Source organism: Mycolicibacterium vulneris, assembly GCF_002104765.1.
Lineage (GTDB): Bacteria > Actinomycetota > Actinomycetes > Mycobacteriales > Mycobacteriaceae > Mycobacterium > Mycobacterium vulneris.
Map to the genome: position 1 here is coordinate 264,210 of NZ_NCXM01000002.1, position 25,071 is coordinate 289,280.

Below are 25,071 nucleotides of genomic sequence, written 5' to 3' on the forward strand. Positions count from 1 at the left end.
TGATGTCTGACGTAACGTCCGTTGAGCCACCGGTCGGGGGCACCCAGGAGTGGGAGGAGACCCCGGACCTGTTCGGTGCATACCCACGGTTGACCGAGGACCAGATCGCGACATTGCTCCCTGGTGGTACCAGGCGGCGTGTCGGCGTTGACGAGATCCTGATTCGCGAGGGGATGCGATCCGACGAGTTGTTTTTGATTTTGTCGGGCAAAGTCGCAATCGTCGCCGATGACGAGTCGGGTGAGAGACAGGTGCTGCGCGTGCACGGACCCGGTAGGTTCCTGGGCGAGCTGGGCGATCTGGAAGGGCAGCCGGCGTTCTACACCGCGATCGTCGTGGTCGAGGGTGAGGTGTTGGCGGTTCCCACCAGCCGCGTGCGTGCTCTCGTCGCCCACGACCAAGTTCTGAGCGATCTGATTTTGCGTGCATATCTGGTGCGCCGTTCCCTGTTGATCGGGCAGGGCGTCGGGTTCCGGATTATCGGGTCGTGCTTCTCGCCCGACACCGCCCGTCTGCGAGAGTTCGCCGCCCGCAACCGATTACCACACCGATGGCTGGATCTGGAACGTGACCCCAGCGCTGAGCGGCTGCTGCACCGTTTCGGCATTCGGCCCGAGGACACGCCAGTGGTGATCTTGGGCACCAGGGTGCTGCGCAATCCCAGCAATGTCGAGCTTGCCCGGTTAGTGGGCCTCACCGTGCCGGACGTAATCAGCGACGAACGCGACCTGATCGTGGTGGGCGCCGGTCCGGCCGGTCTGGGTGCAGCGGTGTATGGAGCTTCGGACGGGTTGCGGACGTCGGCGATCGAGCGAATCGCCGTCGGCGGCCAGGCGAGCACGTCGTCGCGCATCGAGAATTATCTGGGCTTCCCGGCCGGAGTCTCCGGGTCTGACCTCGCCGAGCGGGCGTTCCTGCAGGCCAACAAATTCGGCGCGCGAGTCTCGGTGTCCGCGGAGGCCACCCGGCTGGAATCCGACGGCGGACAGCTCCAGATCACGTTCGCCGACGACACTGTGGCCGTCGGCCGTGCCGCGGTGCTGGCCACCGGAGCACGTTATCGCCGCCTGGCCGTCCCGGGGATCGAAGCGTTTCACGGTAACGGGGTGTATTACGCCGCGACCTATCAGGAAGCGCTGCTGTGTGGTGACGGCCCGGTCGTTATCGTCGGGGCCGGTAACTCCGCCGGGCAGGCGACGGTGTTCCTGGCGACTCACGTTTCGCGGGTGTATCTGCTGGTGCGGGGAGACGACCTGGGCAAAAGCATGTCACGCTACCTCGTTGACCAGATAGTCCAGGAGCCGCGGGTGACGGTCCGTCTCAACACCGAAGTCCGCGAAGTCGACGGCGACGGAGCGTTGAAAAGCGTTGTGGCCGAGAACACTCAGACCGGTGAGCGGGAGTCTATCGAGGCGCGTGCACTTTTCGTGTTCATCGGGGCGGACCCGAACACCGAGTGGTTGGCCGGCACGGTCGCTCTCGACGACCACGGTTTCATCGAAACCGGGCAGGCCGCAGCGAATCGCATTGCCGGAGTCGACGGACTGACCGCGGTCCACCGCCCGGTCTTCTTGGAAACCAGCATGCCCGGTGTCTTCGCCGCCGGAGACGTGCGCAGCGGGTCGGTGAAGCGAGTGGCATCCGCGGTAGGCGAGGGGGCCATGTCGATCCGGCAGGTCAACAACTATCTCATGACCTGAACTCCGCCACCGTAGCCCAGCGAATGGACAACGCTGTCACAGAACCTCGAGCGGGCGAGGCCGGGTAGGCGGCGGGAACGCCCGGTCGAGGGCATGCAGGTCGTCGCGGGTGAGCTCGATGTCGCGGGCCGCGGCGTTTTGCCGAACGTGGGAAGGCGTTCCGGCGCGTGGAATAGCGTTGACGCCATCGTGTTGAAGCACCCAAGCTAGCGCGATCTGTGCTGGAGTCGCATTGTGTTGCAGCGCAATCGGTTGCAGTGCCGGGCATTCCAGCAGCCGGCCCTGCTCAATCGGCGAGTAGGCCATGGGCGGGATCCGATGTTGGGCCAGCCACGGCAGCAGCGCGTACTCCGGGCCTCGGCGGGCCAGGTTGTAGAGGATCTGATTGGCCTGAACCTCATCACCGCCTGGGATGCCCGAAAGTTCGATCATGTCGTCGATGTCGAGATTGCTCACGCCCCAGTGGCGGATCATCCCGTTCTGCTTCAAGTCGGCGAAGCCTTCGATCGTCTCGACCAGCGGGATGCGGCCCCGCCAGTGCAGGAGGTAGAGATCGATGTAGTCAACGCCGAGCCTGACCAGGCTTGCCTCGCACGCGCGAACGGTGCCTACCCGGGTCGCATGGTGTGGCAGCACCTTGTCGACGAGGAAAATTTCGCTGCGCCGTCCGGCGATCGCCTCACCTACCAAGGTTTCCGCCGCGCCATCGCCGTACATCTCCGCGGTGTCGATCACCGTCATCCCCAAGTCGACGCCGAGCCGGATCGAGGCCACCTCCTCGGCCCACCGCGCTGGACTTTCGGCAAAATGCCAGGTTCCCTGCCCGAGGGCGGCGATCTTCTCGCCTGAGCGCAAGGGTATTGACCGAGCTGGGTTCATTGTTCAACCGCCTTGTCGCAAAGGTCCGGGCTGAAAGGGGAAACCACCGCTCCGCCGGATTGACCTATTCTGCTTGCGGCATCACACACCGCACTTCGACCTGAGAGTGCACAACTGCGGGACCAGTGTGGTTCTTCGGGGTCCAGGCGTCATAGCCGGTAGGCGTCCGCCTCGCAAACCGCGCAGAGTGCGCGCGTAGCCCAAAATTTGGCCGGCTAAGGCAATTTCCCGATCGACACGACAGTCACCGTGACAGCCGTGCCGAGCTCATTCTGGGCATGCGAGTCGTGGCCGGCGAACATCGGCGATGACAAGACTAAATGGGCATCCATGTTCGACAGCTGGGCTTTGCCCGCGCTAACCATCGCCGCCCAGCCGGTCCCGTCAACACCGGATGACCCCGTTCGGCCCCATGAGTGGCTGATGACGGCCAACCCGTGGAATCTAGCTACTGCCAGTGGTTTCTACGCCCGTCAGTGACGACTTGCAGGCTGGTCTAGCGTCTCGCGGGGCCACACAGACACCGAAAACTCGACCCGGCAGGACGAAGATGTCAGAGCCACCATCTGAGAGCGTGGGTTGCTGGATGTTGCGCAATCGTCTGCGCACGACTTCGGATTTTCGTTGGGAGAGAACATGAAGGCTGTTGTTTACGAAGGGCCCAGGCACGTCGGCGTCGAGGACGTTCCGGACCCGGTCATCTCAGAGCCCACGGATGTCCTTGTCCGGATCACCACTACCAATATTTGCGGATCTGACCTCCACATGTACGAGGGCCGGACCGCGATGGACACTGGCAGGGTCCTCGGCCACGAGAACCTCGGCGAAGTTGTCGACACGGGATCCGCCGTGACCTCGGTAGCTGTCGGCGACCGGGTTTGCCTGCCGTTCAATATCAGCTGCGGTTTCTGTCGCAATTGCGAGAAAGGGCTGACGGCTTTCTGCCTGACCACCAATCCCGACCCGGACATGGTTGGGGCGGCCTACGGGTTCGCGGGTATGGGCCCGTACAACGGCGGCCAAGCCGAGTACCTGCGGGTACCGTTCGGCGACTCGAACTGCCTGAAGCTGCCCGACGACGCGCAGGAGAAGGAAAACGACTACGTCATGCTGTCGGACATCTTCCCGACCGGCTGGCACTGTACCGAACTCGCCGGACTGCAGCCCGGCGACGAGATCGTCATTTATGGCGCGGGCCCGGTCGGTTTGATGGCTGCCCATTCAGCGATGATCAAGGGCGCGGCCAAAGTGATGATCGTCGATCGTCACCCAGACCGACTGAAGCTGGCCGAACAAATCGGCGTCATCACGATCGACGATTCAAAGGGATCTGCCGTCGAGCAGATCCTGGAACAGACCAAGGGCGCTGGCGCCGACTGCGGTTGCGACTGCATCGGTTATCAGGCCCATGACCCCCAGGGCCATGAGGATCCCTCGATGGTACTCAGGGACCTCGTGCGGACAGTAAAATTCACCGGCGGAATCGGCGTGGTGGGCTTGTATCTGCCACAGGACCCAGGCGCGCCGGACGAAGACCGAAAAAAGGGCAGGATCACCTTCGAAATGGGCCAATTCTGGGTCAAAGGCCAACATATGGGAACCGGTCAGGCCAACGTCAAGCACTACAACCGTGAGTTGCGTGGTTTGATCCACGAAGGCAAGGCCAAGCCATCGTGGATCATCTCTCACGAGCTGCCGTTGTCTGAGGCCCCGAGCGCGTACGAGCACTTCGACGCCCGCGACGACGGTTGGACCAAGGTGGTGCTCAAGCCGCAACTTGCGACGGGTTGATAGGACGGATTCCGATGTTGAACACGTTTCAGGGAAAGTTCGTTGGCGAATCGGGTGCGCAATGACTCTCAATGTGACATCGGTTTCTCTTGACGACGCACAACGAGTGGTTGCCGCGGGCAGGGCCAAAGCCGACGAGATTTCTTCCCCGTCGAATATCGCGGTCGTCGACGTCGGCGGCAACCTTGTGACCCACATTCGGATGGACGGCGCCTGGATCGGCAGCGTCGACATCTCCATAAATAAGGCTTTCACGGCCCGGGCATTCGACCTCGCTACCGATGAGCTGGCGGTCGACGCCGGTCCAGGCGGTCAGTTCTACGGAATTCACGTCTCCAACGGGGGCAGGGTCATGATTTTCGCAGGAGGAATCCCCCTACGGCGTGCCGGCCAGATAATAGGCGCCGTCGGTGTCAGCGGCGGGAGCGGCAAACAGGACCTGGCTGTTGCCGAAGCCGCCGCCGCTGCCCTTTGACAACGCATCTGACCACCGTGCAAGGAGGCCATACTTCAAACAAGGCTCACGAAATGCGCTGCAGCGCATTGCTGTCCTCGTCGCGCACCGTAGATTCTTGTTTGCCGCCCCACGCTTCATCAAGGACGTCGGAGTGCTTGCATCTCCATGAGTTCACGCTTGACCGCGTCGAGCGCCGCATCGCGCCGCCCGCTGGTCATGAGTCGTTTGGTAGCCGCCACGGAGTTCACATCGTGCGTGCTGATCAATGCGGCCGCGGACGAGGCCTGCTCGAGGAGTTCGGCATCCGGAACCACGCGCCAGGCCAGGCCAGTTTCGAAGGCGGCCGCTGCGTCGATCCATTCGCTGGAGAGCATCGCCCACATTGCATCCGCCCACCGCATTCTCGTGGGTAGAAGCGCTGAGCTGCCCGCCTCCGGCACGATGCCCAACGCGGTGAACGGAAACCTCAGCCGGGCGGTTTCCGCGATGAGCACGAGGTCGCAGTACAGCAGCAGTGTGCAGCCGAACCCAACCGCGACCCCGTTGACGGCGGCGAGCAAGGGTTTTTCGAATCTGCCGAGAACGTCGAGAAGTCGCAGAAATTCGTCACCGGCATGCTGTCGCACGGTGTCTGGCGCCGCGGCGTCAAGGAGTGATCGGTCGGCGCCGGCAGAAAAAGCTCGTCCACTTCCGGTCAGCACCACCGCTCGTGCCCGGTCATCGTGGGCGAGACGCTGCAGCGCGACTCCGAGCTCGTGATACCCGGTGCCCGTGAATGCGTTGAGGCGCTCGGGTCGGTCGAATGTCAGCCACGCCACAGCGCCGTCGCGCCGCTCGTGAAGCATGTCAACCATCGGCAGGCCTAGACGCCGGTCGATGCGGCAAGTTCACCATCATGCACTTGGGTCCGCAGGATCATCGGGAAGCTCTGCACGGCGCGAACGCCAGGCGTGAAGTCTAGTTCGATACCGGGTTTGGTGTGGTATTCGGGGATACGTTCATGCCAGACGCGCAGGGCGGTTTGCAGTTCGACCCGAGCGAGGTGTGAGCCCAGGCAGCGGTGCACTCCGCCGCCGAAACTGAAGTGCCGGTTGGCCTTCCGGTCGAGTTGGACGGATTCCGCATCACTGATGGTTTTTTCGTCGGTGTTGGCCGAGCCGAGCATGACCAGCACCTGTTCGCCGGCATGTATGGGGCATCCACCAAGTTCCGTGTCGTGCTTCGCTGCACGTACGACCACCATGACGGGTGTTTCCCAACGCAGTAGTTCCTCGACGATGAAGGGAATTTTCGCATGGTCGCCGGCGATCGCAGCGCGAACGTCTGGATGGTCTGCGAGGTAGCTGAAAAAGCAATCCAGCGACGCCGATACGGTGTCCAGCCCAGCGATGAGAAACAGGAAGCAGATGTCGAGGATTTCGTCACTGGTAAGCCGGTCGTCGTCGACCTCGGCCTCAAGGAACCAGCTCAACATGTCGTCACGGCGCTCGCGCTTGCGCTGCTCGATCGCGGCAGTGAAGTACGCATAGATCGACTGGGCAGTGGCTGCCTGATAAGCGTCGGTGTCGGGATGCCCGAGTGGCTTGCCGACCAACTCTTGCGGCCGGATGATGCCGTCTTTCATCGTCAGCAACGCGGGTAGCTCGTCGAGCGGCAGGCCCAGCATGGTCAGAAAGACCTGGGTGGGGAATGGGACGGAGAACTCCTTGGCGAAGTCGATCTCGTCTCGGCCGATGAACCCGTCGATGAGTTGGTTGACCAGTGTCGCGATCGACGTCTCGAGGGCTTTCATCCGTCGCGGTGCGAACAGCGGGTCCAGGATTTTGCGAAACTTTCCGTGCTCTGGCGGATCGATCTGAAGGGGGATGAGCGGCCGGTGGTTCTTCAGGATTCCGGAAGCCAGCGCCGAGGAGTACAGCGCAGGGTTGTGTAACACCTCGTCCACAAGCTCCCATGTGCTGACTAGCACCCCGATGCCGTCCACGCGCATGACCGGAGCGGAATCGCGCAACATCTTGTATGTCGGCTGAGGATGCCGGGTCAGCTCCGGAGCCGCGAGTAGGCCCAGCCCCGACAAGTCCTGTTCTTGCGTCATTGAGCTTCCTTATCGTCCGGTGCCGCTGGGCAGTGCCCAAGCGACCGTTTGTAGTGGCCTGAAGTGACCAGCGTTGACACAGCCCTTTATCGCCAACCGCACCGGTCGCGCCACCACATTCAGCCATCGAGCCGCGACCCCGTATTTACAAATGGTATTTTTATAGTTGCTCTTGCACAAGTGCACAGTCAACGCCGACAGGACGAGACCATGCCCCGGACGCCCCGCGTGCTGCCGTCCATAGACGACCCCGGCGCGTTCTTCTGGACGTCTGGTGCGGATGGTCGGTTGCGCTTCCTGCGCTGTTCGGCGTGTTCGTATTTCATTCATCCGCCCGCGCCGTACTGCCCGCGGTGCGGCGGCCGCCGTGCCGCACCGGAGGTCGTCGCGGGCCGGGGAAAGCTGTACTCCTACACCGTGAATCATCAGCCCTGGGACGGCGTCGGCGAGGTTTACATCATCGGCGTGGTCGCGATGGATGAGCAGCCCGGTCTTCGGTTGCTGACCAATCTCGTTGACGTCACCGCCGATGACGTCCGCATCGGCATGCCGGTGGAGGTGGTCTTCGAGGATCACGCACCCGTGTACCTTCCGCTATTTCGCCCGGCGGCATCATGACCGCAGCCGAACGCCGAGCCGTCATTTCGGGCATCGGGCAATCGCAGGTGGGTCGGCGGCTGGGGCGCGACGGGCTGGACCTGACCATCGACGCCGCGCTTGAGGCAATTGCGGACGCCCGGCTGACCGTCGCCGATATCGACGGGCTGGCCACCTATCCGGGACGCGTCAACGGTTTCCGCGGGTTCTCCGGTCCCGGCTCACCCGAGGTGCAGGACGCGCTGCGGTTGTCGCTCAACTGGCACAGCGGCGCCGCCGAGGGCCCCGGGCAGGTGCAGGCGCTCGTCAGCGCGGTGATGGCGGTGTCGATGGGACTGGCCCGTCATGTTCTGGTGTATCGCACCGTGACGGAGTCGACGGCCCAGGGCAGCGGGCGTCGCCCGGGTATCGGCGTCGGCGGCAGCGAAGTGGGCGGCCCGCAGCAGTGGCTGATCCCGTTCCGCGCGTATTCGGCGGCGAATTGGCTGGCGCTCTATGCGCAGCGGCATTTCCACGAGTTCGGAACGACTCACGAGCAGATGGCGCAGATCGCCTTGAACGGGCGCCGCAACGCCGCACGCAATCCAAAGGCGGTGTTCCGCGATCCTTTGACCCTCGAGGATTACCTGGCCTCGAGGATGGTGTCGTCCCCGTTTCGGCTGTATGACTGCGATGTTCCCGTCGACGGGTCCACCGCGCTTGTGGTGTCTGTTGTCGAGCATGCGTCGGCCGTAGACCACCCGGTTGCGCGCGTCGACGCTGCGGGGACCGCGCTACGGGGACGACCCTCGTGGGAGCAGTGGGAAGACTTGACCACCATGCCGGCGCGAACTTCCGCTGAGCACATGTGGTCGCGCACCGATTTGCGTCCCGCCGATGTCGACGTCGCGCAGCTTTACGACGGATTCAGCTGGTTGACGATGTCATGGCTGGAGGCCCTGGGGTTCTGCGGTCACGGGGAGAGCGGCCCGTTCATCGAGGACGGCACGCGCATCGCGCTCGATGGCGAAATTCCGTTGAACACCAACGGCGGCCAGCTCTCGGGCGGCCGACTGCACGGCTACGGTTACCTGCATGAGGCGGTGCTGCAGCTGCGCGGGGAGGCCGGGGCACGACAGGTCGCCGGGGGACCGGAGGTGGCGGTGGTGTCCAACGGTGGCGGACCGATTTCAGGCTGTGTGCTGCTGACGCGGCTTGCGTGACCGCCGACTCCGGCTGCCAGGGCTGGCCGCAGGTTCGGTGACGCTCAAGGCGGGCCAGATGAATCGTAGCGCTTGTGCCCGTGCCGCTTTGCGGCTACCGCGGTGCCCGTGGGGGGAGGTTGCGGCGCTGCTGACCACGGCGAACATGCTCACGGCGTCTGGCTCCGGCTTGGGTGAGTGCAAGACACCGGCGCGGTGGCCGGCGCGCAACACCTTGACCAGTGGCTGGGAAAGCAACCAGCGCATCTCCATGATCTCGCTCACCTGATAGGCGCTGTGAACCTCTGGCGTCGTGAAAAGAGCTGTGCGCGAGGCCTTCATAGGTTCGAAGAATTGGTCCAGCAGTCCATCGAGCCACGCCTCGAGCGCCGCCACAGGTCCAGGAGCCGCTGCAATCGCGCGCTCCAATGCTCGCCGCGCCGACTCGCCATCGCGCCGAATGATCGCGGCCAGCAACGCATGCTTGGATTGAAAGTGGCGGTAAAAACTGGTCGTCGACAGTTCGGCCTCGGCCAAGATGTCAGCGACGGACATGTCGGCGAAGCCGTTGCGCGCCATCACGCGCACCGCGGCGTCCATCACCAGGCGACGTTCGGTGTCATCGTCAAAGTGCCGCGGCCGTCCCGCCTTATCGGACTCTCGTGCCGGTGACCTGCTCACCGCGCTTCCTCCTCGGACCTGTTCGCGCGCCGTCCATCGTGGCGGTCTCGGACTAGTATCATCCCTCAATCGCCGACAGTTCGAACCGCATCCGACGGGACGGTGGCGCTGCTGTCCTATTGCTGGAAAGCCTCGGTCGCGACTGTTCCGCCGCCAAGCGGCAAAACGGTTATATCGAAGGTTGAACTGGAACAAGGTTCTGAGGGCGGGCTGAGTTAGGCACAAGCGCGCGAACTGGCGGCCTCCAATTACAACCTGGGTTTCCGATGGTCGGCATGAGAAAGCACCGGGGCCGCCGCCACCCCGCCGCGACCGGGGAGACCCGACTCGCGCTGGACGCGCTGTCATTAAGCGTTGGCTGACGCCCCTAGCCGAAGAATCCGACTGTCGGCTGGGCACCGCGCTCGACCACCCGCACCAGCTTCGCGTTGACGAATTCCTTGATGCCCAGCGGACCGAGTTCACGCCCGTAACCGGAGCGCTTGATACCTCCGAAGGGCAACTGCGGTTCTGAGCTGGTGGGGTAGTTGATCCACACCATGCCGGTCTCCAACCGTGCGGCCAGGTTCCGAGCCCGCTGCTCGTCCTCGCTCCACACCGAACCACCGAGTGCGAAGGGTGTAGCGTTCGCGAGTTCGATGGCCTCAGCTTCGGTTTCGACCCGGTACACCTGTGCCGCCGGACCAAACAATTCCGCACGAAAGGCCGGATTGTCCGGTGTGATATCGGTCAGGATGGTCGGCTGGACGTAGGCGCCGGGGCGGTCGATGCGGTTACCGCCGAGCACCAGGGTGGCGCCGCTGGCGACTGCCTGTTGAATCTGATCGATCAGGTGTTGCGCGGCCTGCTCGGAGCTGAGTGGGGCAAGGGTGGTGGCCTCGTCGGTCGGGTCTCCCGGTCTCAGCGCGACCATTCGTTCCCGCATAGCCTGCAGGAAGCGGTCGTAGAGATCGCCGAGGACGATGAATCGCTTCGCGGCAACGCAACTCTGGCCGCAGTTCGCGACGCGGGCGGTCACCGCGAAGTCCAGCGTGCGCTCGAAGTCCTCATCGTCGAGCACGATGAACGGATCGCTGCCGCCGAGTTCGAGCACGCTCTTCTTCACCTCGTGTCCCGCACTCTCGGCGACCGACTGGCCGGCGGCGTCGCTCCCGGTCAGCGAGACTCCGCGCACCAGGGTGTTCGAGATGACCCTTTCCACCGTGCGACTGGGCACGAGCAGGTTCACGTAAACGCCGCGCGGCAGGCCCGCATCGGTCAGCAGTTTTTCGATGGCGATCGAGCATTGCGGACACTGGCTCGCGTGTTTCAGCACGATGGTGTTGCCGGCGGCGATGTTGGGCGCCGCGAAGCGGGCAGCTTGGTATATCGGGAAATTCCACGGCATGACGCCGAGCAGTACGCCCAGTGGCTCGTAGCGTAGCTCCGCGCTGCCCGCGTCCACGTTGAGCCTTTCGGGCGCAAGTAGCTTCGCCGCGTTTTCTGCATAGTAGCGAAGGATCTCGGCGCTCAGTTTCACCTCGCCGTGCGCTTCGTGACGAAGCTTGCCCATTTCCAAAGTCACCAGGCCGCCGAGCTCGTCGATACGTTCCAGCATCAGGTCGGCGGCGCGGGTGAGCGCGGCCGCCCGTTCGCTGATGGGACGCTCGCGCCAGGACAGGAAGGCCTGGTGGGCGTCGTAGACCGCGTGGTCGACCTGTTCGTTACTCATCGGGTTGAACTCGCGCACCAACTCTCCGTTGGCCGGGTTCACGGTGGCAATGGGTGAACGGTGTTCGATTTTGACCGAATGTGAGTCCATGGTCTCCTCCAGCACTTGCGGGCGGCGTTTCAGCTCGTACGACTGGCCCCGCGTTCCCGACGCGGGGGACTTGATCGCACCTTCAACACCCAATTCGCCATGCTCCCTGCATGGCAGCCGACGTCTTCGAAGTCTGGCAATCCGGTATGCGCGAATCTTGGACCCGGTCATACCTATTTCGCGGTGCGCATTCGTCCCGTCAGCACCACGGCCGAGGGCGGCTCGGCACACGACTTTTCACCTATGTCGGGTTGGTCACGGCGACGTGAAGGTGACGTGCAGAGCATTGGGTCCACGCAGCGTGGTACCGACTTGGCTTGTAATCGTTGACGTATGGGCCTGCGCGGGATCCAGGGCAAGGTCAGGCAAACGCCGCACCAGCAACATCAGTGCGGCGACGAGTTCCGTATTGGCCAGCCAGTTCCCGATACAGCTGTGCGGACCCTGCCCGAAGGACACCGTCGGCATCACGTTGCGGGTGATGTCAAATTCGTCGGGCCGATCGTAGACAGCCGGATCGCGATGCGCGGCATTGATAGCGAAAATCATTGGTGTCAGTGCAGGGATCTCGATCCCATGCCACGTGGTCGCCTCCGGGCATGCTCGGGGGAGCATGCCGACCGCGGGATCCCAGCGCAGTCCTTCCCACACCGCCGGTTGCACATACTTTTCGAGATCGGAGCGCAGAAGGTCGAGTTGCTCGGGATGGTTGAGTAGCGCGGACAACGTATTGCCCAGGGCGAGCATTGTGGTGTCGGCTCCCAGCGGGAACAGCATCCTCAAGAAAGTGTGAATCTCTTCGTCGGTAAGGGTTTGCCCGTCCTCTGCGCTGGCTGTGACCAGCATCGAGATCATGTCATCGCTCGGTTCGCGCCGGCGCTCGGCGAGCAACGGAGCCACATATTCGGTGAACTCCTGAGCCGACCGGGTCGCCCAGCCGGGATCGAACGGGTAGTGGATCATCGCCTGCGCCCAGCGATGAACCTTGGCCTCGTCATCGACGGGAATGCCGAGCAGGCGGCTGATGATCAGCAGTGAATATCGATGGGTGAACTCTGCGACCAGGTCGGCCCTTCCTCGGTCGATAAACCGGTCGATCAACTCATTGATGACAGGTTCGATCACCGGCTGCACGTACTGCTGGACACGATTACGCCGCAGCGGAGCGGACACCATCGCGCGGTTGGCTCGGTGTTCGGTGCCCGACATGCTTAAAACCGTTCTGCCGAACACGGGTTCGGTGGTCATCGCATACATGGGTGCAGCGGGAAACGTGGCCTCGTCTCTAAAGGCGGCCCGGACCAGCTCGTCGGTCAACAACAAAACGGCGGGTACTCCGGCGAACCGGACGATGGCATAGGGCCTGCATTCCCGCAGCCGCGCCAGCACGTCGTGTAGGTCGGGTTGATCATCAAACGCGAAATCGACGTTGTCGATGTCCAAGGTTTGCGCCGCCGACATGAGCCCACCATACAGGCGCCGCAACATTCAACGCAATATGTAGCACGTCGAAGATAGCTATGCTCTAGTACTGTACCGTCGCAGCGGCCAGGCCGGCGGGCGACCATGACCCGTCTGTTCGTCGGGTGGCACTTCGCGTGACAATCATCGGATAATCCGCGGGGGCTTGATTTGTGTTACCTCAACCGGTTTCATGCAAGCCATGACATTCTCACCTGACGAACTTGTCACCGAGTTCTGCGGCCTCTGGGCAACCCCCGACGCTGAGACACTGGCCGGCTATTTCACCGAAGATGCGGTATACCACAACATTCCGATGCAGGCGCTATATGGACGCCCTGCGATCAAGGAGTTCATCGAGGGGTTCACCGCCGCACTCGACGGCATCGACTTCCGAATTCATAGGCAGCTCAGCGATGGTCAGCTGGTGATGAATGAACGCACTGATGTGTTGCTACGCAAGGACGGCGGTGAAATACACCTTCCGGTCGCGGGAATCTTCGAGATCCGGGACGAACGGATCGCGGCATGGCGCGATTACTTCGACATGGGCGCGATCACCAGGGCCTTCAGCTGATACTCAGGCGGAGCTTCTTCTCGCCGGGCGAAAGCGGTGCAATCCAAACCAGATAGGCTTCCGTCGATCGGTTGTCCCTCGCGGCGGCGTCTGCCGAGCGTAGCCTGGCCACCAACTCGCCTCGCGGAGCAACGTGGCGATGGCGGGCACCATTAACGTCCGGACAACGAAAGTGTCCAGCAGCAGCCCACATCCGATGATGAAACCCATCTGCACCATCGTTGCGATGGAACCGACCATTAAACCGAACATGCTCGCCGCAAAGATCAAGCCGGCCGAGGTGATGACCGAGCCGGTGCTGGCAACGGTCCGCAGTACCCCCACCCGGATATTGTTGGCCGACTCTTCGCGAAGTCGCGAGATCAGGAGCATGTTGTAGTCGGCGCCCACTGCGACCAAGATGATGAACGACAACAACGGCACTGGCCAGGTGATGTCATGGTGCAGGCCGTAACGGAATACCAATACTCCCGTGCCCATTGCGGCGGCGTAGTTGAGCACCACGGTGGCGAGCAGGTAGAGAGGCGCGAGAACCGCTCGAAGAAGCGCAACCAGTATCAGCCCCACGATGACCAACGTTGCGATCGCGAGCTTGACGAAGTCGCCGACCATCAGATGTTGAATATCGGCATTGACCGCCGGAAATCCGACCATCGAAACCGTGGCGCCGGCCAGCGACGTGTTGGGCGTCGCAGCCACCGCCACGTCGGTGATCTTGTGCACGAGCGCCATCGCCTCGGCCGTATAGGGATCGTAGTACGACTCGATGGCGAACCGGACGGTCTTGCCGTCCGGTGACACGAATTGGCGAGCGACCTCACCGAGTCGCTTGTCCTGCAGCGCGTTCGGTGGCAGATAGAAACCAGCGGCCGCATCCGATCCTTGGGTGGCACGGGCCGATTCCCGTAGTTGTGCGGCGATCTGACTCATACCGCCCAGCAGCGCGATGTTGCTGTCGGCCAGTGTGTGAACTCCCACCGCAAGCGCCCGGGCACCCGAGGCGAGCCGTCCGATTCCGCTCTGCAGCAGCCGAATCTCGGCCGGAAGACCGGCATTTCTGCCCGCGGCGCCGTTGAAGCTTCGGCCAAGGGTGTCCGCCGCCTCCTGTATCTCCGATATCGTTGGTTCGACCGATAACTCGCCCGTCTTGGCGGTCAACTCATCACCAAGCCCGGCGATCTGATCGAAGAAGCCGCCGCCACGCAGCGCAACTAAGGTCGCGAGGTGTTCGCGTAACGTCATGCACTCCGGCGTACCCGCGCACCAGGGTGCGCCGTCGAGCGTTGCGGCCAGGGGTTCGATCGCAGCGATCGCGTCGGACGCCCGCAGGGCCAACGGTCGCAAGCTGGCGCGGTCCGCAAGAGCCCGATCAATGTTGGGTGCCATCGCATTCAGCTGCTTCAGCGCCGCCCGGTAGCCGTCGACCTGCCCTCCTGATCCTTGCATCCGATCCAACAAACCCGTCATCGGGCCCAAAGCCATTCGCACGCCCGTATCGAGCTTGGTCAGTCCGTCGGCCAACTGATCCGCACCGTCGGTCAGCTGCTTGAGTTGATCTTTGTGGCCTTCACCATCGGTGGCCGCACCACCGAGCTTGTCACCGATTTGGCCATTCTGCCAAGCTAATTCAGCCTGTTGCAGGCGTTGACCGGTTGGCCGGGTCACGCCGACGACCTTCGTCACCCCAGCTATCTGAGAGACGCGGGAGGCCAGCTCCTCGAGATCGGCGAGTCCTGTGCCGGTTCGCATATCCTTCGGCGACTCCACGAGCAGAAAGTCCGTCATCGTCGTGTCCTTGGGGAAGTGCCTGTCCAGCAAGCGGTAGCCCTGGTTGCTGGCGGTGTCGGCGGGCTGCGCTTTGCGGTCGTCGTAACTTATTCGCATCGTGAGGCAAACTGCGGCCAGCGTCAGCAGAACCACCAGACTGATCACCAACAACGGCACCGGCTTGCGGACCACCGTCACGGCGATGCGGTTCCAATAATCACGTGTCCGATCCGCGCGAGGTTCACCGATGCCACGTCTGGCGGCCACTACCAACACCGGCGGCAGCAACGTCACCGTGGCAACAAATCCGACTAGCACCGCAATGGCGCACGCTGGTCCCGACGTCGCAAAAATGTTCAATGTAGCGAATGTCATTGATAGCAAGGCCAATGCGACGGTCGCCGCTGACGCGAGGATCACGCGCCCGATCGTTGCGGTGGCGTGGACGACAGCTTGGTCCGTCGCGACACCCTGTCGTCGTTGCTCGTGATAGCGGCTGATCAGGAAGACCGAGTAATCGGTGCCGGCACCGAGAAGAATGACGGTCATGAATGCGATCGTGAACTGGGAGACTGGCACGCCCGCCTCACCGAGTGCCGCCAGTATCCCGCGCCCGACCGCCAAACTCAGGCCGATAACTAGCAACGGAAGCAGCGCGGTGAACGCCGAGCGATAAACGAGCAGCAGGATCGCGGCGATCAGGGCCACGGTGGCCACCGAGATGAGCAACAAGTCATGGTCGGCGGCCACGATCTGATCGCTCATCGTCGCGGCCGGACCGGTTACTTTGGTGACGGTCCCGGTGCCGCTGAAGGCGTTGGCGGCGACCTGGCGAACCGACTGCACCGATTCGGCCGCCCGGGGGCTGCCCAGGGTCCCTGCGATCCCGACCGGCAAGTACCAAGCTTTGCCGTCACGGCTTGTCGCATGTTCCGCGGTCGCCGGGTCGGCCAGCAGGTCCCGCACCAGCTTCACTCGGTTGGTATCAGCGCGAAGTTTGTCGACCATCACCGAATAACGCTGTCGCACTTGCGGGGTCAGCCCGTCCGGATTCTCCATGGCGACGACCACCGTCGTGGTCGACCCCTCTTCGCCGAACGCCTTCGACATTCGATCCAGCGCCTGCAAGGACGGGATGTTCCGCGGAACCGGGTCCACGGACTGCTGCCGGACGACGGTTTCCAACTGGGGGAACGCCAACGCCAGGACAACCGCCAGGCCCAGCCACACACCGACGACGATTGCCTTGTGCGTCACGGCGAACCGGGCCACGCCGGCCAGGAGGGCGCTGTAGTGGTCGGCGTCGCTGGATTGCGTCATCGCCGTTCGCCGTGTGCCAGACAAAACACGGGCCCGGGCCGGCCCCAAATCGTTAGCGGCCACGCAACCCCCTGCAGCAGTGTCAACGGTCCCGCGCCGCTGCCTACTTCAGCGCGCCTGGACAACATACAACAGTTGGCATTGTCTGTTGTATCGAGGATCGGCGTTGGCCGAGCGATGAGCCATCCGGGGCCACAGGTGCGGCACCGCAATACCAAACGGTCCCAGTTGCGGGTCCAATGTGGCGTGTCCGCGAGCCTCACGCGTAGTCGAACGCCGTTAAGAGTTGAACAAGGATGCGGCTGGCGAGTTTACGGTCACCGCGGCACAGGATCACGGGTCGAACGCATGGTGCGGGACTGCTGTGATCTAGACGCGCTTGCCGTTTCGGTGGGCCAACTTCTCATGGGTCGGTTCGCCCCAGCGATGGATAAGGCCGGAATCAAGGTCGAACATGTCCAGTACCCGCCCGATGGTGTGGTTGACGATGTCGTCGACGGTCGCCGGCCGGTCGTAAAATGCAGGTACTGGCGGAAAAACGATGGCTCCGCCCTCGGTTGCCGCGAGCATGTTCCGCAGATGAATGGTGGTGAGCGGAGCTTCACGCACAAGTAGGACGACGCGTCGGCGCTCTTTGAGGCAAACGTCGGCCGCCCGCGTTAACAGGGTGGTGGTAACGCCAGTGGCGATTTCGGCCAGTGTGCGCATCGAGCATGGCGCGATGATCATTCCCTGCGTCCGGAACGACCCGCTGGCAATGGCCGCGCCCACATCACCGATGGGGTAGCTCACGTCGGCCTTCGCCCGCAGTTCTGCTGCCGTGTAGTGGGTCTCGTATGACCTGGTTATTTCGCCGGCTCGGCTGGTGACCAGGTGGGTTTCAACCCCTGCGGCATGCAACTGGTCTAAAAGTCGGATACCGTAGATGATGCCGGTGGCACCGGAGATCCCGACGATGAGGCGTTTCATCTTGCCGGCAGCCGTGCAATCCTGCTGAGCACTTTGCGCCGCAGGAGGATCCGTTAAATCGGTACGTGCCAACATCTTTGACTCCTCACCGACGGAAACGCCGATAATCGGATCACGGCTAGCGCCGGACACGGGTTAGGCGAGCGACGTGGTTACTCCGGCGGGTAGCCGTAGTTTTGCCAGTTTGCGAGGACCTTTTGTTGCAACGCCTTGGGGTAAGCCGTGGTGAACGAGGCGACCTCGGGCAGGGGCCGTCCAATCGCCTGGGGGTGCATTAGACAGTTGTAGAGTGCCTGCCCGCCCCGGCCGGTGTATTTCTCCGACGAGTCAAGGTAGGCGACCCAGAAGCCGAGTTTGGTCTTCGAGAACAAGATTTCGCCCGAACCCGGATGGCACCGGGTCGCAAACGCCCACACGACCTGGGCAAGGTCGGTGGGGTCAATGTCGTCGCCCATGACCAGAATCTTGGGGAATTGCCAACCCGTGTGTGACGCGAAGATCGTCTGCCCGACGCGGTGCAAAAAATCCTCGACGGACAGGCCGGTATCGTCGTGCCAGCTGTCCGGGACAGTGACCACCATCCAGTGCGTCGCCGAGTCCAGCGGAGTCCAGCACGCGGTGACGGGCAACTGGGCCTTGCGGCACAAATCCAGGCTCTCGGCCGAGATTCCCAAACCCCATATCGTGTGCACGTCCTCCACGGGCCGACCGGGCGCGATCACCGGCAGTATCGCGCGGTTGCGGTAGGTCACGGCGGTCACCGTGAACAGCGGCCACGGCTCCGGCTCGCCCATCGTGTACCCGCCGTATTCGCCGAGTGGGCCTTCCATCGCGGTCTCTGTGTCGGAGATGAAGCCCTCTAACACGATCTCGGCCGTGGCCGGCACCTCGAGGTCGACCGTTTCGCATTTGACGAGTTCGACCGGGGCGCCGGTAAGTTGGCTGACGAAGTCGTGCTCGTTGACATAGGCGGGCATCGGTGCGCCGGCGGCGAGCATCGCCGCCGGAGGCGCGCCGAGCGCCAGGGCCCATGGTGTCGGCTTACCCTCTTGCTTCCACATGCCGTGCACGATGCCGATGTGTTGCTCGGGTATCACGAGGCCGGTGAGGTGGTTGTTATCCACCAGCATGGAGCGGTTCACCGACCAGTTTGTCCATGTGCCATCCGGTGAGCGCACGATATTAACGCCGGCCGTTTGGATGTAGCGGCCGCCGTCACCGTCGTGAATATAGGGGACCGGAAACCGGGTGAGGTCGACGTGCTCACCGAGCATGACGTTCTGCTTGCATGGCGCCTTGTCCCTCGATACCAGAATCGGCGCCAGTACAGGGCGTGACTTCGCCTCAACGTAGGCTTCGACGAGTTCGAGACCGGTGGCGTGTGGGTCGTGACCCATCATCATGGCCAAACGTGCCAAGTAGAGGCCGGGTTGGCGGCTCGTCGCCGCGGGCGCGCCCATCGCACGCAAACCCGGGTCGGCTCCGATCACATTGTTGAACAACGGAGCGGCAGCCTTCGTCTCGGTGGAGTGACGAATGATTGCGCCCATCTCCAGGTTCCAGTCGACGGCTTGGTCGATCTCTTGGATTTCGCCGATGTCCTTGAGCGCTTCGACGTAATCGCGGAAGCTGTTGAAGTGGCGACCGATATGCGCCTTAGGGTCGACAGGCCGCGCGGGATAGGGGGCAATTTGCATCAATGTCATGGCGTTTCCTCGTTGCCGTCCTCGGGGCGCTGGCGAGGTGCCGGTCGTGCTGCGTCTTACCGCACTTGCGGAACAAAGCCCTGAATCACTGTGACAATTTCACGTCGTTAACGCGTGCGCCCGGTGGGTTGAAATTGAGAGTCTTTATTCGCCCTGCGATGACGACCGCTCGGATTGGGTGACGCGCCGACGCGCGACTGCCGCGCTCAGCGCTCCGGTCGCGCCCGTATCCCGAGCCGTGTTCAGTAATTATCAGGCTGTGTCGGCAGCTGCCTCAGCGCTCGTGCTCCGGCCGCAGGCTTGCTACACACTGATCTTCCCGTGGGGTCGTAGCGGTAGCCGTGAATCGCCCTGCTGGAGAATGGCTTTCGATCACAGACCACCATTGGTGCGATGACCAACCCGGTACGTTGGTCGTGGTGCGCCCACCAGGATCAAGGCGCCGGCTGAAGCAGGCCGCCCGGCATCCGCGCACCATCGCCTCGGTGCTTGTGTTGTGGTCCGAGGACCGCCCACGACCGTCGTCGGTGATCGCTGCGGAGGGCGACGCCGCGCTGTGAATTTCCCACCACACGCCCGGCAAGAAACGGTACCCAGACGCGCTGCGGCTGTAGCTCCCGTAATCCCTCGCCTGCCGGCAAGGTGGCGAAGCGCGTTAGTCCCTCTTTTCGGCCGGTGTCGTCCTGACAAGAAGCAATCCCGGTCAACGCAGCGGCGGGTGCCCGAGCGTGCACTAGGTCAGGCAGCGGTGGAATGGCGTCGGGAATCAGAACTTACAGAGTCGCGCCATCAGACTTCGGATGCAAGGCGTTGTTCGCTACGTTGTTGTTGTGCGCGTTACTGCCTCGAAGGGAGATCCGTAGCGAGATGCGAATCGATGTGCGCAGCGGCGGCTGTGGACCTGCCTGCCCGGCGCCGCGCAAGCCGAGGTCAAATAGTGACACCTAGTCGACTCCGGGTCACTGAAAAAGCGGCCCGCTCCGGGACTTGGGGCGATCGCCCCCCGATCGATGACGACCAGGCCCGCAGTCGCCTGCTCGATGCGGCTGAGGCGTGCTATGAGCGGCACGGCGTCAGCCGCACTACGGTCGACGACATCGCCAAGGAAGCCTCAGTGCACCGGACGACGGTGTATCGCTACTTCGGGTCGCGCGACGACGTGCTGGCGTTCGTGTTGCTGCGTGAGTCGGCCAGCGTGATCGAGGGGGCGGAGCAGACGCTGAATGGCAACCGGCCATTCGCCAACCGGCTGCTTGACGCTCTCGATGGTGCGATCGCTGCAGTGGAGAAATCACGGTGGCTGCGTGTGCTGTTCTCGGCGGAAAGCCTCACCATGACAGTGGCCGCGGCGGCATCCACAGCCTTCCGGGATCGGATCCGACAGACGCTGCGACCTTACGTCGATGCGGCGAAGGCAAACGGCGAGCTGCGCGAGCAACTCGATCCCGACGCGGTCGCCGACTGGCTGGTGCGGGTTGCGCAAATGCTGCTGATGGATCACCTCGCCGAGGGGCAGCACGATGCCCGCTTGGACAGGCGCGCGACGTTGCGCAACTTTGTCATCCCGGGCGTCCTCAGCCCCGGCGCTGCCGACACCGCTACCCCGCCGACACGAACGAAGAGGGCAAAGCGGTAGTTGATCATTCGGGGTCGGCCTACCTCGCAATGGCCGCTCGACGCGATGAGAGCATGGGCCGGATGACCACTCACACCTGCATGCGTTGTGGCCTCAAAACCCGCTACTCCTATTGGCGCAACTGCACGGGTTGCGGCTTAGAGACCCGCTGCTCGTACGACCGAGATTGGCCGGATCGATATCAGCAGGCCGCGCTAGCATTCGCGGTGCCCGCGAGGATCGTGAGTCTGAGCGAGAAGCATCCGACGGCCGCGTTGGCGTTGATGGTGCCGGGCTCGCTCATCGCCATGGCCGCAGTCGCCGCGTACCCACTGGTGTTCGTGCCGTTGCTGATCCTGCTCGCCCTGGCCATGGTGGCGTCCGTCCGCTACGAGGACGCCCGCACCCCACCGACGTAAGTAGACCGGGCTAAGACTCGAAGGCCGGAAGAACATTGCCGGAGTCGCGAATCTCCCAGATGCTGGCTTTGCTGATGCCATCGAAGTTGATCTTGTTCAGCGTCGCCCACGAATACGTGAGGTCGATCGCCACCTGAGTCGATGTGTTGCCGTACGGGTCGGTCATCGGGAAGGTGCCTTGCACGTTCACCGCGGACGCGTCCGGATAGGTCGCCTTCGCGTACTTCAGGATGTCGATGGTGTCCAGCCGGGCGCCGTCTTTGATCAGCTGCTCGGTGTAGTTGTCACGAATGGCGAATCGGGCGTTGACCACGTCGCCGTTCGGGCCCGGGGCGGTGGTGAACGCGACGCCCTCCGGTTTCTTGGGACCGGCCGGTGTCGACGGCGCCGCCTCCGTCGGGCCCGCCGCGACCGAACTGCTCGATGGGCTCGAGTGGCCGGCGTTCTTCGGGTCGAAGATCCAGCTTTTGCCCACAAGGATCAGGAGGACGAGGACGCACAGGGCCGCCAGGGCCAGGACCGCCTTCCCGGAGAGGCCCTTCTTCGGCGGCTCCGCGGAGAACGCCCATTCGCTGGTCCAGCTGGTGCCGTCGAAGTACCGCTGCAGCCCGTGGCCTACGGCGGGGTCGGGGTACCAGCCCGGCGCCGATTGCGGCGGGGGCGGCGCCTGTTCAGACGGCATCTATCCATTTTGGTCGTGCCAGACAGATCCGGGCTACCCACCCCGGCGGCCGATCGAGACGCACCATTCAGTCCTCGCGGTCCGGCTCGGTGAGTTCCGGCGCGTTCTCACGGGTCGCCATCCCGCCTTCGCGCCCGTGATCCACCGGACCGGGGCGGCCGCCCTTGGGCTCGTCGTCGTCCCTCTCTGATTGCTTGGCCATCGCAACCTCCTTCGTCGACCGACGGACTACCCGCAGCGTGCAATGTGGAGACCCGGAGGACGCAAACTTCGAGTAAGCCGCTCCGCCAAGCCTAGGCTCTGGACGTCTGTGACGGCGCCGCACCCGCGACGCGCCGGAGATGTGAACGCGAGATGGCCCCGGCGTGACAGATCGGCGTTAGACGCGTCGACTCGTCCGGTGCGGGATATGAATCTAGGCGTGAGCACCCACCATGTGAACCTGACCCCGCAGGAAAGCTCGTTGATCGGTGAGAGTCATCCCGAGGCTCTCACCCGCATGGACGAGAAGTCGCTGAAGGACTTGCAGAGCAGGCTGAGGCAAGCGCGCGAGAAGAACGTCAGCCTGTTGCGGCGCCAGGGCGCGGCCCGGGTGGCCGTCAACCGTGTTGTTGGGAAAGTTGCCCGGTCGCGAAGCTGGGATTGAGGATGAACCCGATCACCGCCTGAACGACATGAAAAACGCAGATGATCACCAGCCCGACCTGGGCGAAGGTCCACCTCACATTGCACCCCCTTGTGCGTGGCGAGATGTCCGAATACTACGCCCGGTAGTAGATCGGGGTCAACGCAAGCAGCGGCTACGCTGTGCCGTCCCGTTCGATCCAGCGAGTAAGCGCGTCTTCGAGCGCGGTCGCGACGTCCACACCGGCGCTGACAGCGGCCTGCTCGAACCGCTCGACCAACTCGGTGCGGACCGAGGCGCCCAACCTGGAGAACGGCGGCTTTGGCTTCGGCGGCAGGTCTACGGGCACGTGTCGCGCGACAGACGCGTCGATGAGTTCGCGAAGTGCCGGTATCTCGTTCAGCAACGCGTCGAGGTCGTCGCGTTCTATCCGTAATAACTCGGCCGGCCCCATCGTCGTTACGGTCGCGGAACGCAGTCTGCCACGGTGGAGCGCCGATTCGCCGATCACCTCGCCCGGTCCCAGCGCGGCGACGCGATCCCGCCCGATGTACACGCCCACCTCCCCGCTGAGCAGGATGTAGCAGGAGTCCGACGGGGTCTGCTCATGAATCAGCGGCAATGCCGCCGTTGTCGCAGTGCGATGAGCCACTCGGGCGAGACGCTGTAGTTGAGCATCCGAGAAGTCACCGAATGTGGCATACCCGCGTAGCCGCCGAGCGTCTTCCTCATATTGCTTCGCGTCGGCCTTCATAGCGGGCTCCTGACGTGCGATGTGCCGCTGACATCGAGAAGCGTAACGCGGATTTACGCTACGAACGGCATAACGCTGCGACGTAAACCGCCGGGCCGCAGACGAGACTCACTTCCGACCGGGAAGCTTCGATACCGTCCGCACGATGGGTAACAGCGACTTCTGCCACAGTTTCCCCGGAATGCCAAGGGGCGGATCGAGATTGAACACGCGCGCGGTCGCGATCGTCTGCGATTCGGTGTACTTCAGCAGACCCTCGGGACCGTGCCGGCGCCCGACGCCGGACTGGCCCATCCCGCCCATCGGGGCGCTGAGGCTGCCCCACGCGAATGCGTAACCCTCGTTGACGTTCACCGTTCCCGACCGCAACCGTGCGGCGACCCGCTCGCCCTCGGCCGAGGAACCGGCCCACACGCTGGCGTTGAGTCCGTACTCGGTGTCATTGGCCTTCTCGACGGCCTCCTCCACGTCGGCGACGGGATAGATCGAGACGACCGGCCCGAACGTCTCGTTCGCCGCGCACTCCATCTCCTGCGTGACGTCGGTCAGCACCGTCGGCTCGTAGAACAGCGGGCCGACGTCGGGCCGGGTCTTGCCGCCCGCAATCACCTTGGCGCCCTTGGCTTTCGCGTCGTCGACGTGGTCCGTCACGGTGTCGAGCTGGCCCGCTGAGATCAGGCTGCCCATGTCGATCGAGAAGTCATATGCGGTGCCCAGCTTCATGTTTCGCACCGCAGCACCGAACTTGCCGATGAAATCGTCGGCGATGTCCTTCTCTACGTAGATCCGCTCGATGGAGATGCATAGCTGGCCCGCGTTTGAGAAGCACGCGCGGGTGGCCGCCTTGGCGGCCTTGTCCAGGTTGGCCCCCCGCGTGACGATCATCGCGTTCTTGCCCCCGAGTTCGGCCGAGAAACCGATCAGCCGTCGACCCGCGTGTTCGGCGAGCTGCCTGCCGGTGGCGGTCGAACCGGTGAACATCAAGTAGTCGCAGCTGTCGATGATCGCGGTGCCGACCACCGAGCCCGGCCCGGGCACGATCGCGTAGAGCGCCCGCGGCAGCCCGGCCTCATAAAGCAGCTCGGCGCACGCGAGCGCACAGTACGGGGTCTGGCTGTCCGGCTTGAGCACCACCGCGTTACCCGCCAGCAGCGCCGGCACCGAGTCGGACACGGTCAGCGTCATGGGGTAGTTCCACGGCGAAATCACCCCGACCACGCCCTTGGGCTGGTAAGCGACCGTGGTCTTGCCGATCCCGGGAAGCAGGGCGGGCACCGTGTGGGGTTTGAGCAGGTCCGCGGCAACGCCTGCGTAGTAGTTCGCGTTCGCCATCAGGTCGATGATTTCCTCCTGCGCCGCCCAGCGGGCCTTACCGGCCTCGGCCTGCAGGAGATCCATCAGAAATTCGCGGTTCTGCACGACGAGGTCGCGATAACGGGCGATGACGGCGACGCGCTCGGTGACCGGGCGGTTCGCCCAGGCGGCCTGGGCCGTGCGCGCTTCGGCGAACGCGGCTTCGACGTCTTCGGCCGTGCCCACCGGGATCGTGGTCAGCGGCCTGCCCGTGAAGACCTCGTCGATCGTCTTCGTCTGGCGTCCGGTGATGTCTTTGATCGCGGCGAGCTGACGCAAACGGTCGAAGACCTCGGCTGACGGTACGGGCATGTCGTTACCTCTCGAACGGTGTCCAAAACACCAGCCTATGGGCTTCGGCTCCGGACGAGGCGGCCGTATTCAGTCGGAGCCAGGCGTCTGCAACGTGCGGCACTGGTCCGGGACCGGGAGGTTCGTACCCCGGTTGAGAAATCTGGCAGGACATGTAGCATCGTCGCTCGACGCAAGGCGGCCGGTCCGTCGCGTCACTCAGGTCGGAGGTGAGTGATACGGTTGCGGCCGCGCTCGAAGGTATCGATTGTGATTCGGTGCCGCGGGTCTGCTGTGCCGGTTGAGGTTCTCCCTCTTGGCTGATGTCGCGCTGGTGCGTGTGCGCGGAA

Annotated in this window: 23 protein-coding genes and 1 pseudogene; 10 read left to right on the forward strand and 14 right to left on the reverse strand. The window is 63.6% G+C overall.

The window, feature by feature from the left end; genetic code table 11:
- Positions 1 to 2: 2 nt before the first annotated feature.
- Positions 3 to 1,700: an FAD-dependent oxidoreductase gene (locus tag B8W69_RS03150; RefSeq protein ID WP_085288524.1), complete on the forward strand. Its 1,698-nt coding sequence runs from the start codon at positions 3 to 5 to the stop codon at positions 1,698 to 1,700.
- Positions 1,701 to 1,736: 36 nt separating this feature from the next.
- Here the strand turns inward: B8W69_RS03150 and B8W69_RS03155 are convergent, their stop codons facing one another.
- Entirely contained in the window at positions 1,737 to 2,579 is an 843-nt protein-coding gene (locus tag B8W69_RS03155; protein WP_085288525.1) for an aldo/keto reductase, read from the reverse strand.
- Positions 2,580 to 3,215: 636 nt separating this feature from the next.
- On the opposite strand from B8W69_RS03155, the gene B8W69_RS03160 reads away from it, so the two are divergent.
- Together B8W69_RS03160 and B8W69_RS03165 are read left to right on the forward strand one after the other, a co-directional pair.
- The gene (locus B8W69_RS03160) at positions 3,216 to 4,370 is read left to right on the forward strand and encodes a glutathione-independent formaldehyde dehydrogenase (RefSeq protein WP_085288526.1); all 1,155 of its coding nucleotides are present in this window, start codon (positions 3,216 to 3,218) and stop codon (positions 4,368 to 4,370) included.
- Between the two features lie 61 nt (positions 4,371 to 4,431).
- The gene (locus B8W69_RS03165) at positions 4,432 to 4,845 is read left to right on the forward strand and encodes a GlcG/HbpS family heme-binding protein (RefSeq protein WP_085288527.1); all 414 of its coding nucleotides are present in this window, start codon (positions 4,432 to 4,434) and stop codon (positions 4,843 to 4,845) included.
- A gap of 119 nt (positions 4,846 to 4,964) precedes the next feature.
- Here the strand turns inward: B8W69_RS03165 and B8W69_RS03170 are convergent, their stop codons facing one another.
- Together B8W69_RS03170 and B8W69_RS03175 are read right to left on the reverse strand one after the other, a co-directional pair.
- Complete coding sequence (locus B8W69_RS03170; protein WP_085288528.1) at positions 4,965 to 5,681, reverse strand: enoyl-CoA hydratase/isomerase family protein; 717 nt, start codon at positions 5,679 to 5,681, stop codon at positions 4,965 to 4,967.
- An 8-nt stretch (positions 5,682 to 5,689) separates the two neighbouring features.
- Positions 5,690 to 6,922 carry a cytochrome P450 gene (locus tag B8W69_RS03175; RefSeq protein WP_085288529.1) on the reverse strand — a complete coding sequence of 411 codons (1,233 nt, stop codon included), beginning with the start codon at positions 6,920 to 6,922 and terminating at the stop codon, positions 5,690 to 5,692.
- Positions 6,923 to 7,132: 210 nt separating this feature from the next.
- On the opposite strand from B8W69_RS03175, the gene B8W69_RS31195 reads away from it, so the two are divergent.
- Entirely contained in the window at positions 7,133 to 7,540 is a 408-nt protein-coding gene (locus B8W69_RS31195; protein ID WP_245843065.1) for a Zn-ribbon domain-containing OB-fold protein, read from the forward strand.
- Entirely contained in the window at positions 7,537 to 8,721 is a 1,185-nt protein-coding gene (locus tag B8W69_RS03180; RefSeq protein ID WP_245843067.1) for a thiolase family protein, read from the forward strand. The genes B8W69_RS31195 and B8W69_RS03180 overlap by 4 nt, the downstream gene beginning before the upstream one ends.
- On the opposite strand, the gene B8W69_RS30470 is transcribed toward B8W69_RS03180, so the two are convergent.
- The 3 genes from B8W69_RS30470 to B8W69_RS03195 all read right to left on the reverse strand — a co-directional run bounded on the left by B8W69_RS30470 (position 8,689) and on the right by B8W69_RS03195 (position 12,571).
- Positions 8,689 to 9,300: a TetR/AcrR family transcriptional regulator gene (locus tag B8W69_RS30470; RefSeq protein ID WP_245843081.1), complete on the reverse strand. Its 612-nt coding sequence runs from the start codon at positions 9,298 to 9,300 to the stop codon at positions 8,689 to 8,691. The two genes, B8W69_RS03180 and B8W69_RS30470, sit on opposite strands and share 33 nt — an antisense overlap.
- 448 nt (positions 9,301 to 9,748) lie before the next feature.
- Entirely contained in the window at positions 9,749 to 11,182 is a 1,434-nt protein-coding gene (locus tag B8W69_RS03190; RefSeq protein WP_085288581.1) for an NAD-dependent succinate-semialdehyde dehydrogenase, read from the reverse strand.
- 255 nt (positions 11,183 to 11,437) lie between these two features.
- Complete coding sequence (locus tag B8W69_RS03195; RefSeq protein ID WP_245843069.1) at positions 11,438 to 12,571, reverse strand: cytochrome P450; 1,134 nt, start codon at positions 12,569 to 12,571, stop codon at positions 11,438 to 11,440.
- Between the two features lie 274 nt (positions 12,572 to 12,845).
- Here B8W69_RS03195 and B8W69_RS03200 point away from each other — a divergent pair, with 274 nt between their 5' ends.
- Complete coding sequence (locus B8W69_RS03200; RefSeq protein WP_085288531.1) at positions 12,846 to 13,220, forward strand: limonene-1,2-epoxide hydrolase family protein; 375 nt, start codon at positions 12,846 to 12,848, stop codon at positions 13,218 to 13,220.
- A 3-nt stretch (positions 13,221 to 13,223) separates the two neighbouring features.
- Here B8W69_RS03200 and B8W69_RS03205 read toward each other — a convergent pair whose 3' ends face one another.
- The 3 genes from B8W69_RS03205 to B8W69_RS03215 all read right to left on the reverse strand — a co-directional run bounded on the left by B8W69_RS03205 (position 13,224) and on the right by B8W69_RS03215 (position 18,982).
- Positions 13,224 to 16,307 carry an MMPL/RND family transporter gene (locus tag B8W69_RS03205; RefSeq protein ID WP_085288532.1) on the reverse strand — a complete coding sequence of 1,028 codons (3,084 nt, stop codon included), beginning with the start codon at positions 16,305 to 16,307 and terminating at the stop codon, positions 13,224 to 13,226.
- Positions 16,308 to 16,676: 369 nt separating this feature from the next.
- Positions 16,677 to 17,351 carry a UbiX family flavin prenyltransferase gene (locus B8W69_RS03210; protein ID WP_110881819.1) on the reverse strand — a complete coding sequence of 225 codons (675 nt, stop codon included), beginning with the start codon at positions 17,349 to 17,351 and terminating at the stop codon, positions 16,677 to 16,679.
- A 77-nt stretch (positions 17,352 to 17,428) separates the two neighbouring features.
- On the reverse strand, positions 17,429 to 18,982 hold the full coding sequence (locus B8W69_RS03215; RefSeq protein WP_085288534.1) for a UbiD family decarboxylase: 1,554 nt from the start codon (positions 18,980 to 18,982) through the stop codon (positions 17,429 to 17,431).
- A 419-nt stretch (positions 18,983 to 19,401) separates the two neighbouring features.
- On the opposite strand from B8W69_RS03215, the gene B8W69_RS30475 reads away from it, so the two are divergent.
- The 3 genes from B8W69_RS30475 to B8W69_RS31035 all read left to right on the forward strand — a co-directional run bounded on the left by B8W69_RS30475 (position 19,402) and on the right by B8W69_RS31035 (position 21,016).
- Positions 19,402 to 19,542 (forward strand): hypothetical protein, encoded by a 141-nt coding sequence (locus tag B8W69_RS30475; RefSeq protein ID WP_165762536.1) that lies wholly within the window; start codon positions 19,402 to 19,404, stop codon positions 19,540 to 19,542.
- Positions 19,543 to 19,877: 335 nt separating this feature from the next.
- A complete protein-coding gene (locus tag B8W69_RS03220) occupies positions 19,878 to 20,618 on the forward strand; it encodes a TetR/AcrR family transcriptional regulator (protein WP_165762537.1) in 741 nt (246 codons plus the stop codon).
- Between the two features lie 221 nt (positions 20,619 to 20,839).
- Complete coding sequence (locus B8W69_RS31035) at positions 20,840 to 21,016, forward strand: hypothetical protein (RefSeq protein ID WP_220084540.1); 177 nt, start codon at positions 20,840 to 20,842, stop codon at positions 21,014 to 21,016.
- Positions 21,017 to 21,026: 10 nt separating this feature from the next.
- Here B8W69_RS31035 and B8W69_RS03230 read toward each other — a convergent pair whose 3' ends face one another.
- The gene (locus tag B8W69_RS03230) at positions 21,027 to 21,698 is read right to left on the reverse strand and encodes a DUF2510 domain-containing protein (RefSeq protein WP_085288536.1); all 672 of its coding nucleotides are present in this window, start codon (positions 21,696 to 21,698) and stop codon (positions 21,027 to 21,029) included.
- A gap of 67 nt (positions 21,699 to 21,765) precedes the next feature.
- Positions 21,766 to 21,900 (reverse strand): hypothetical protein, encoded by a 135-nt coding sequence (locus B8W69_RS31770; RefSeq protein WP_281255197.1) that lies wholly within the window; start codon positions 21,898 to 21,900, stop codon positions 21,766 to 21,768.
- 219 nt (positions 21,901 to 22,119) lie between these two features.
- Between B8W69_RS31770 and B8W69_RS03235 the strand changes: the two genes are divergently transcribed.
- The gene (locus B8W69_RS03235) at positions 22,120 to 22,344 is read left to right on the forward strand and encodes a hypothetical protein (RefSeq protein ID WP_245843083.1); all 225 of its coding nucleotides are present in this window, start codon (positions 22,120 to 22,122) and stop codon (positions 22,342 to 22,344) included.
- On the opposite strand, the pseudogene B8W69_RS32170 reads toward B8W69_RS03235, so the two are convergent.
- From B8W69_RS32170 to B8W69_RS03245, 3 genes and pseudogenes are all read right to left on the reverse strand, one after another.
- A pseudogene (locus tag B8W69_RS32170) lies at positions 22,322 to 22,423 on the reverse strand (DUF4383 domain-containing protein); the annotation flags it as partial. The gene B8W69_RS03235 and the pseudogene B8W69_RS32170 sit on opposite strands and share 23 nt — an antisense overlap.
- 75 nt (positions 22,424 to 22,498) lie before the next feature.
- Complete coding sequence (locus B8W69_RS03240; RefSeq protein ID WP_085288537.1) at positions 22,499 to 23,077, reverse strand: Crp/Fnr family transcriptional regulator; 579 nt, start codon at positions 23,075 to 23,077, stop codon at positions 22,499 to 22,501.
- Positions 23,078 to 23,185: 108 nt separating this feature from the next.
- Positions 23,186 to 24,742, reverse strand: coding sequence for a succinic semialdehyde dehydrogenase (locus B8W69_RS03245; RefSeq protein ID WP_085288538.1), 1,557 nt, complete (start codon positions 24,740 to 24,742; stop codon positions 23,186 to 23,188).
- Positions 24,743 to 25,071 lie beyond the last annotated feature (329 nt).

What these genes read in the sequence shown, in the direction of transcription:
- B8W69_RS03150 (WP_085288524.1), top strand. Translation starts at nt 3, where the DNA reads ATGTCTGACGTAACGTCCGTTGAGCCACCGGTCGGGGGCACCCAGGAG.
- B8W69_RS03155 (WP_085288525.1), bottom strand. Translation starts at nt 2,579, where the DNA reads ATGAACCCAGCTCGGTCAATACCCTTGCGCTCAGGCGAGAAGATCGCC.
- B8W69_RS03160 (WP_085288526.1), top strand. Translation starts at nt 3,216, where the DNA reads ATGAAGGCTGTTGTTTACGAAGGGCCCAGGCACGTCGGCGTCGAGGAC.
- B8W69_RS03165 (WP_085288527.1), top strand. Translation starts at nt 4,432, where the DNA reads ATGACTCTCAATGTGACATCGGTTTCTCTTGACGACGCACAACGAGTG.
- B8W69_RS03170 (WP_085288528.1), bottom strand. Translation starts at nt 5,681, where the DNA reads ATGGTTGACATGCTTCACGAGCGGCGCGACGGCGCTGTGGCGTGGCTG.
- B8W69_RS03175 (WP_085288529.1), bottom strand. Translation starts at nt 6,922, where the DNA reads ATGACGCAAGAACAGGACTTGTCGGGGCTGGGCCTACTCGCGGCTCCG.
- B8W69_RS31195 (WP_245843065.1), top strand. Translation starts at nt 7,133, where the DNA reads ATGCCCCGGACGCCCCGCGTGCTGCCGTCCATAGACGACCCCGGCGCG.
- B8W69_RS03180 (WP_245843067.1), top strand. Translation starts at nt 7,537, where the DNA reads ATGACCGCAGCCGAACGCCGAGCCGTCATTTCGGGCATCGGGCAATCG.
- B8W69_RS30470 (WP_245843081.1), bottom strand. Translation starts at nt 9,300, where the DNA reads ATGGACGCCGCGGTGCGCGTGATGGCGCGCAACGGCTTCGCCGACATG.
- B8W69_RS03190 (WP_085288581.1), bottom strand. Translation starts at nt 11,182, where the DNA reads ATGGACTCACATTCGGTCAAAATCGAACACCGTTCACCCATTGCCACC.
- B8W69_RS03200 (WP_085288531.1), top strand. Translation starts at nt 12,846, where the DNA reads ATGACATTCTCACCTGACGAACTTGTCACCGAGTTCTGCGGCCTCTGG.
- B8W69_RS03205 (WP_085288532.1), bottom strand. Translation starts at nt 16,307, where the DNA reads ATGACGCAATCCAGCGACGCCGACCACTACAGCGCCCTCCTGGCCGGC.
- B8W69_RS03210 (WP_110881819.1), bottom strand. Translation starts at nt 17,351, where the DNA reads ATGTTGGCACGTACCGATTTAACGGATCCTCCTGCGGCGCAAAGTGCT.
- B8W69_RS03215 (WP_085288534.1), bottom strand. Translation starts at nt 18,982, where the DNA reads ATGACATTGATGCAAATTGCCCCCTATCCCGCGCGGCCTGTCGACCCT.
- B8W69_RS03230 (WP_085288536.1), bottom strand. Translation starts at nt 21,698, where the DNA reads ATGCCGTCTGAACAGGCGCCGCCCCCGCCGCAATCGGCGCCGGGCTGG.
- B8W69_RS31770 (WP_281255197.1), bottom strand. Translation starts at nt 21,900, where the DNA reads ATGGCCAAGCAATCAGAGAGGGACGACGACGAGCCCAAGGGCGGCCGC.
- B8W69_RS03240 (WP_085288537.1), bottom strand. Translation starts at nt 23,077, where the DNA reads ATGAAGGCCGACGCGAAGCAATATGAGGAAGACGCTCGGCGGCTACGC.
- B8W69_RS03245 (WP_085288538.1), bottom strand. Translation starts at nt 24,742, where the DNA reads ATGCCCGTACCGTCAGCCGAGGTCTTCGACCGTTTGCGTCAGCTCGCC.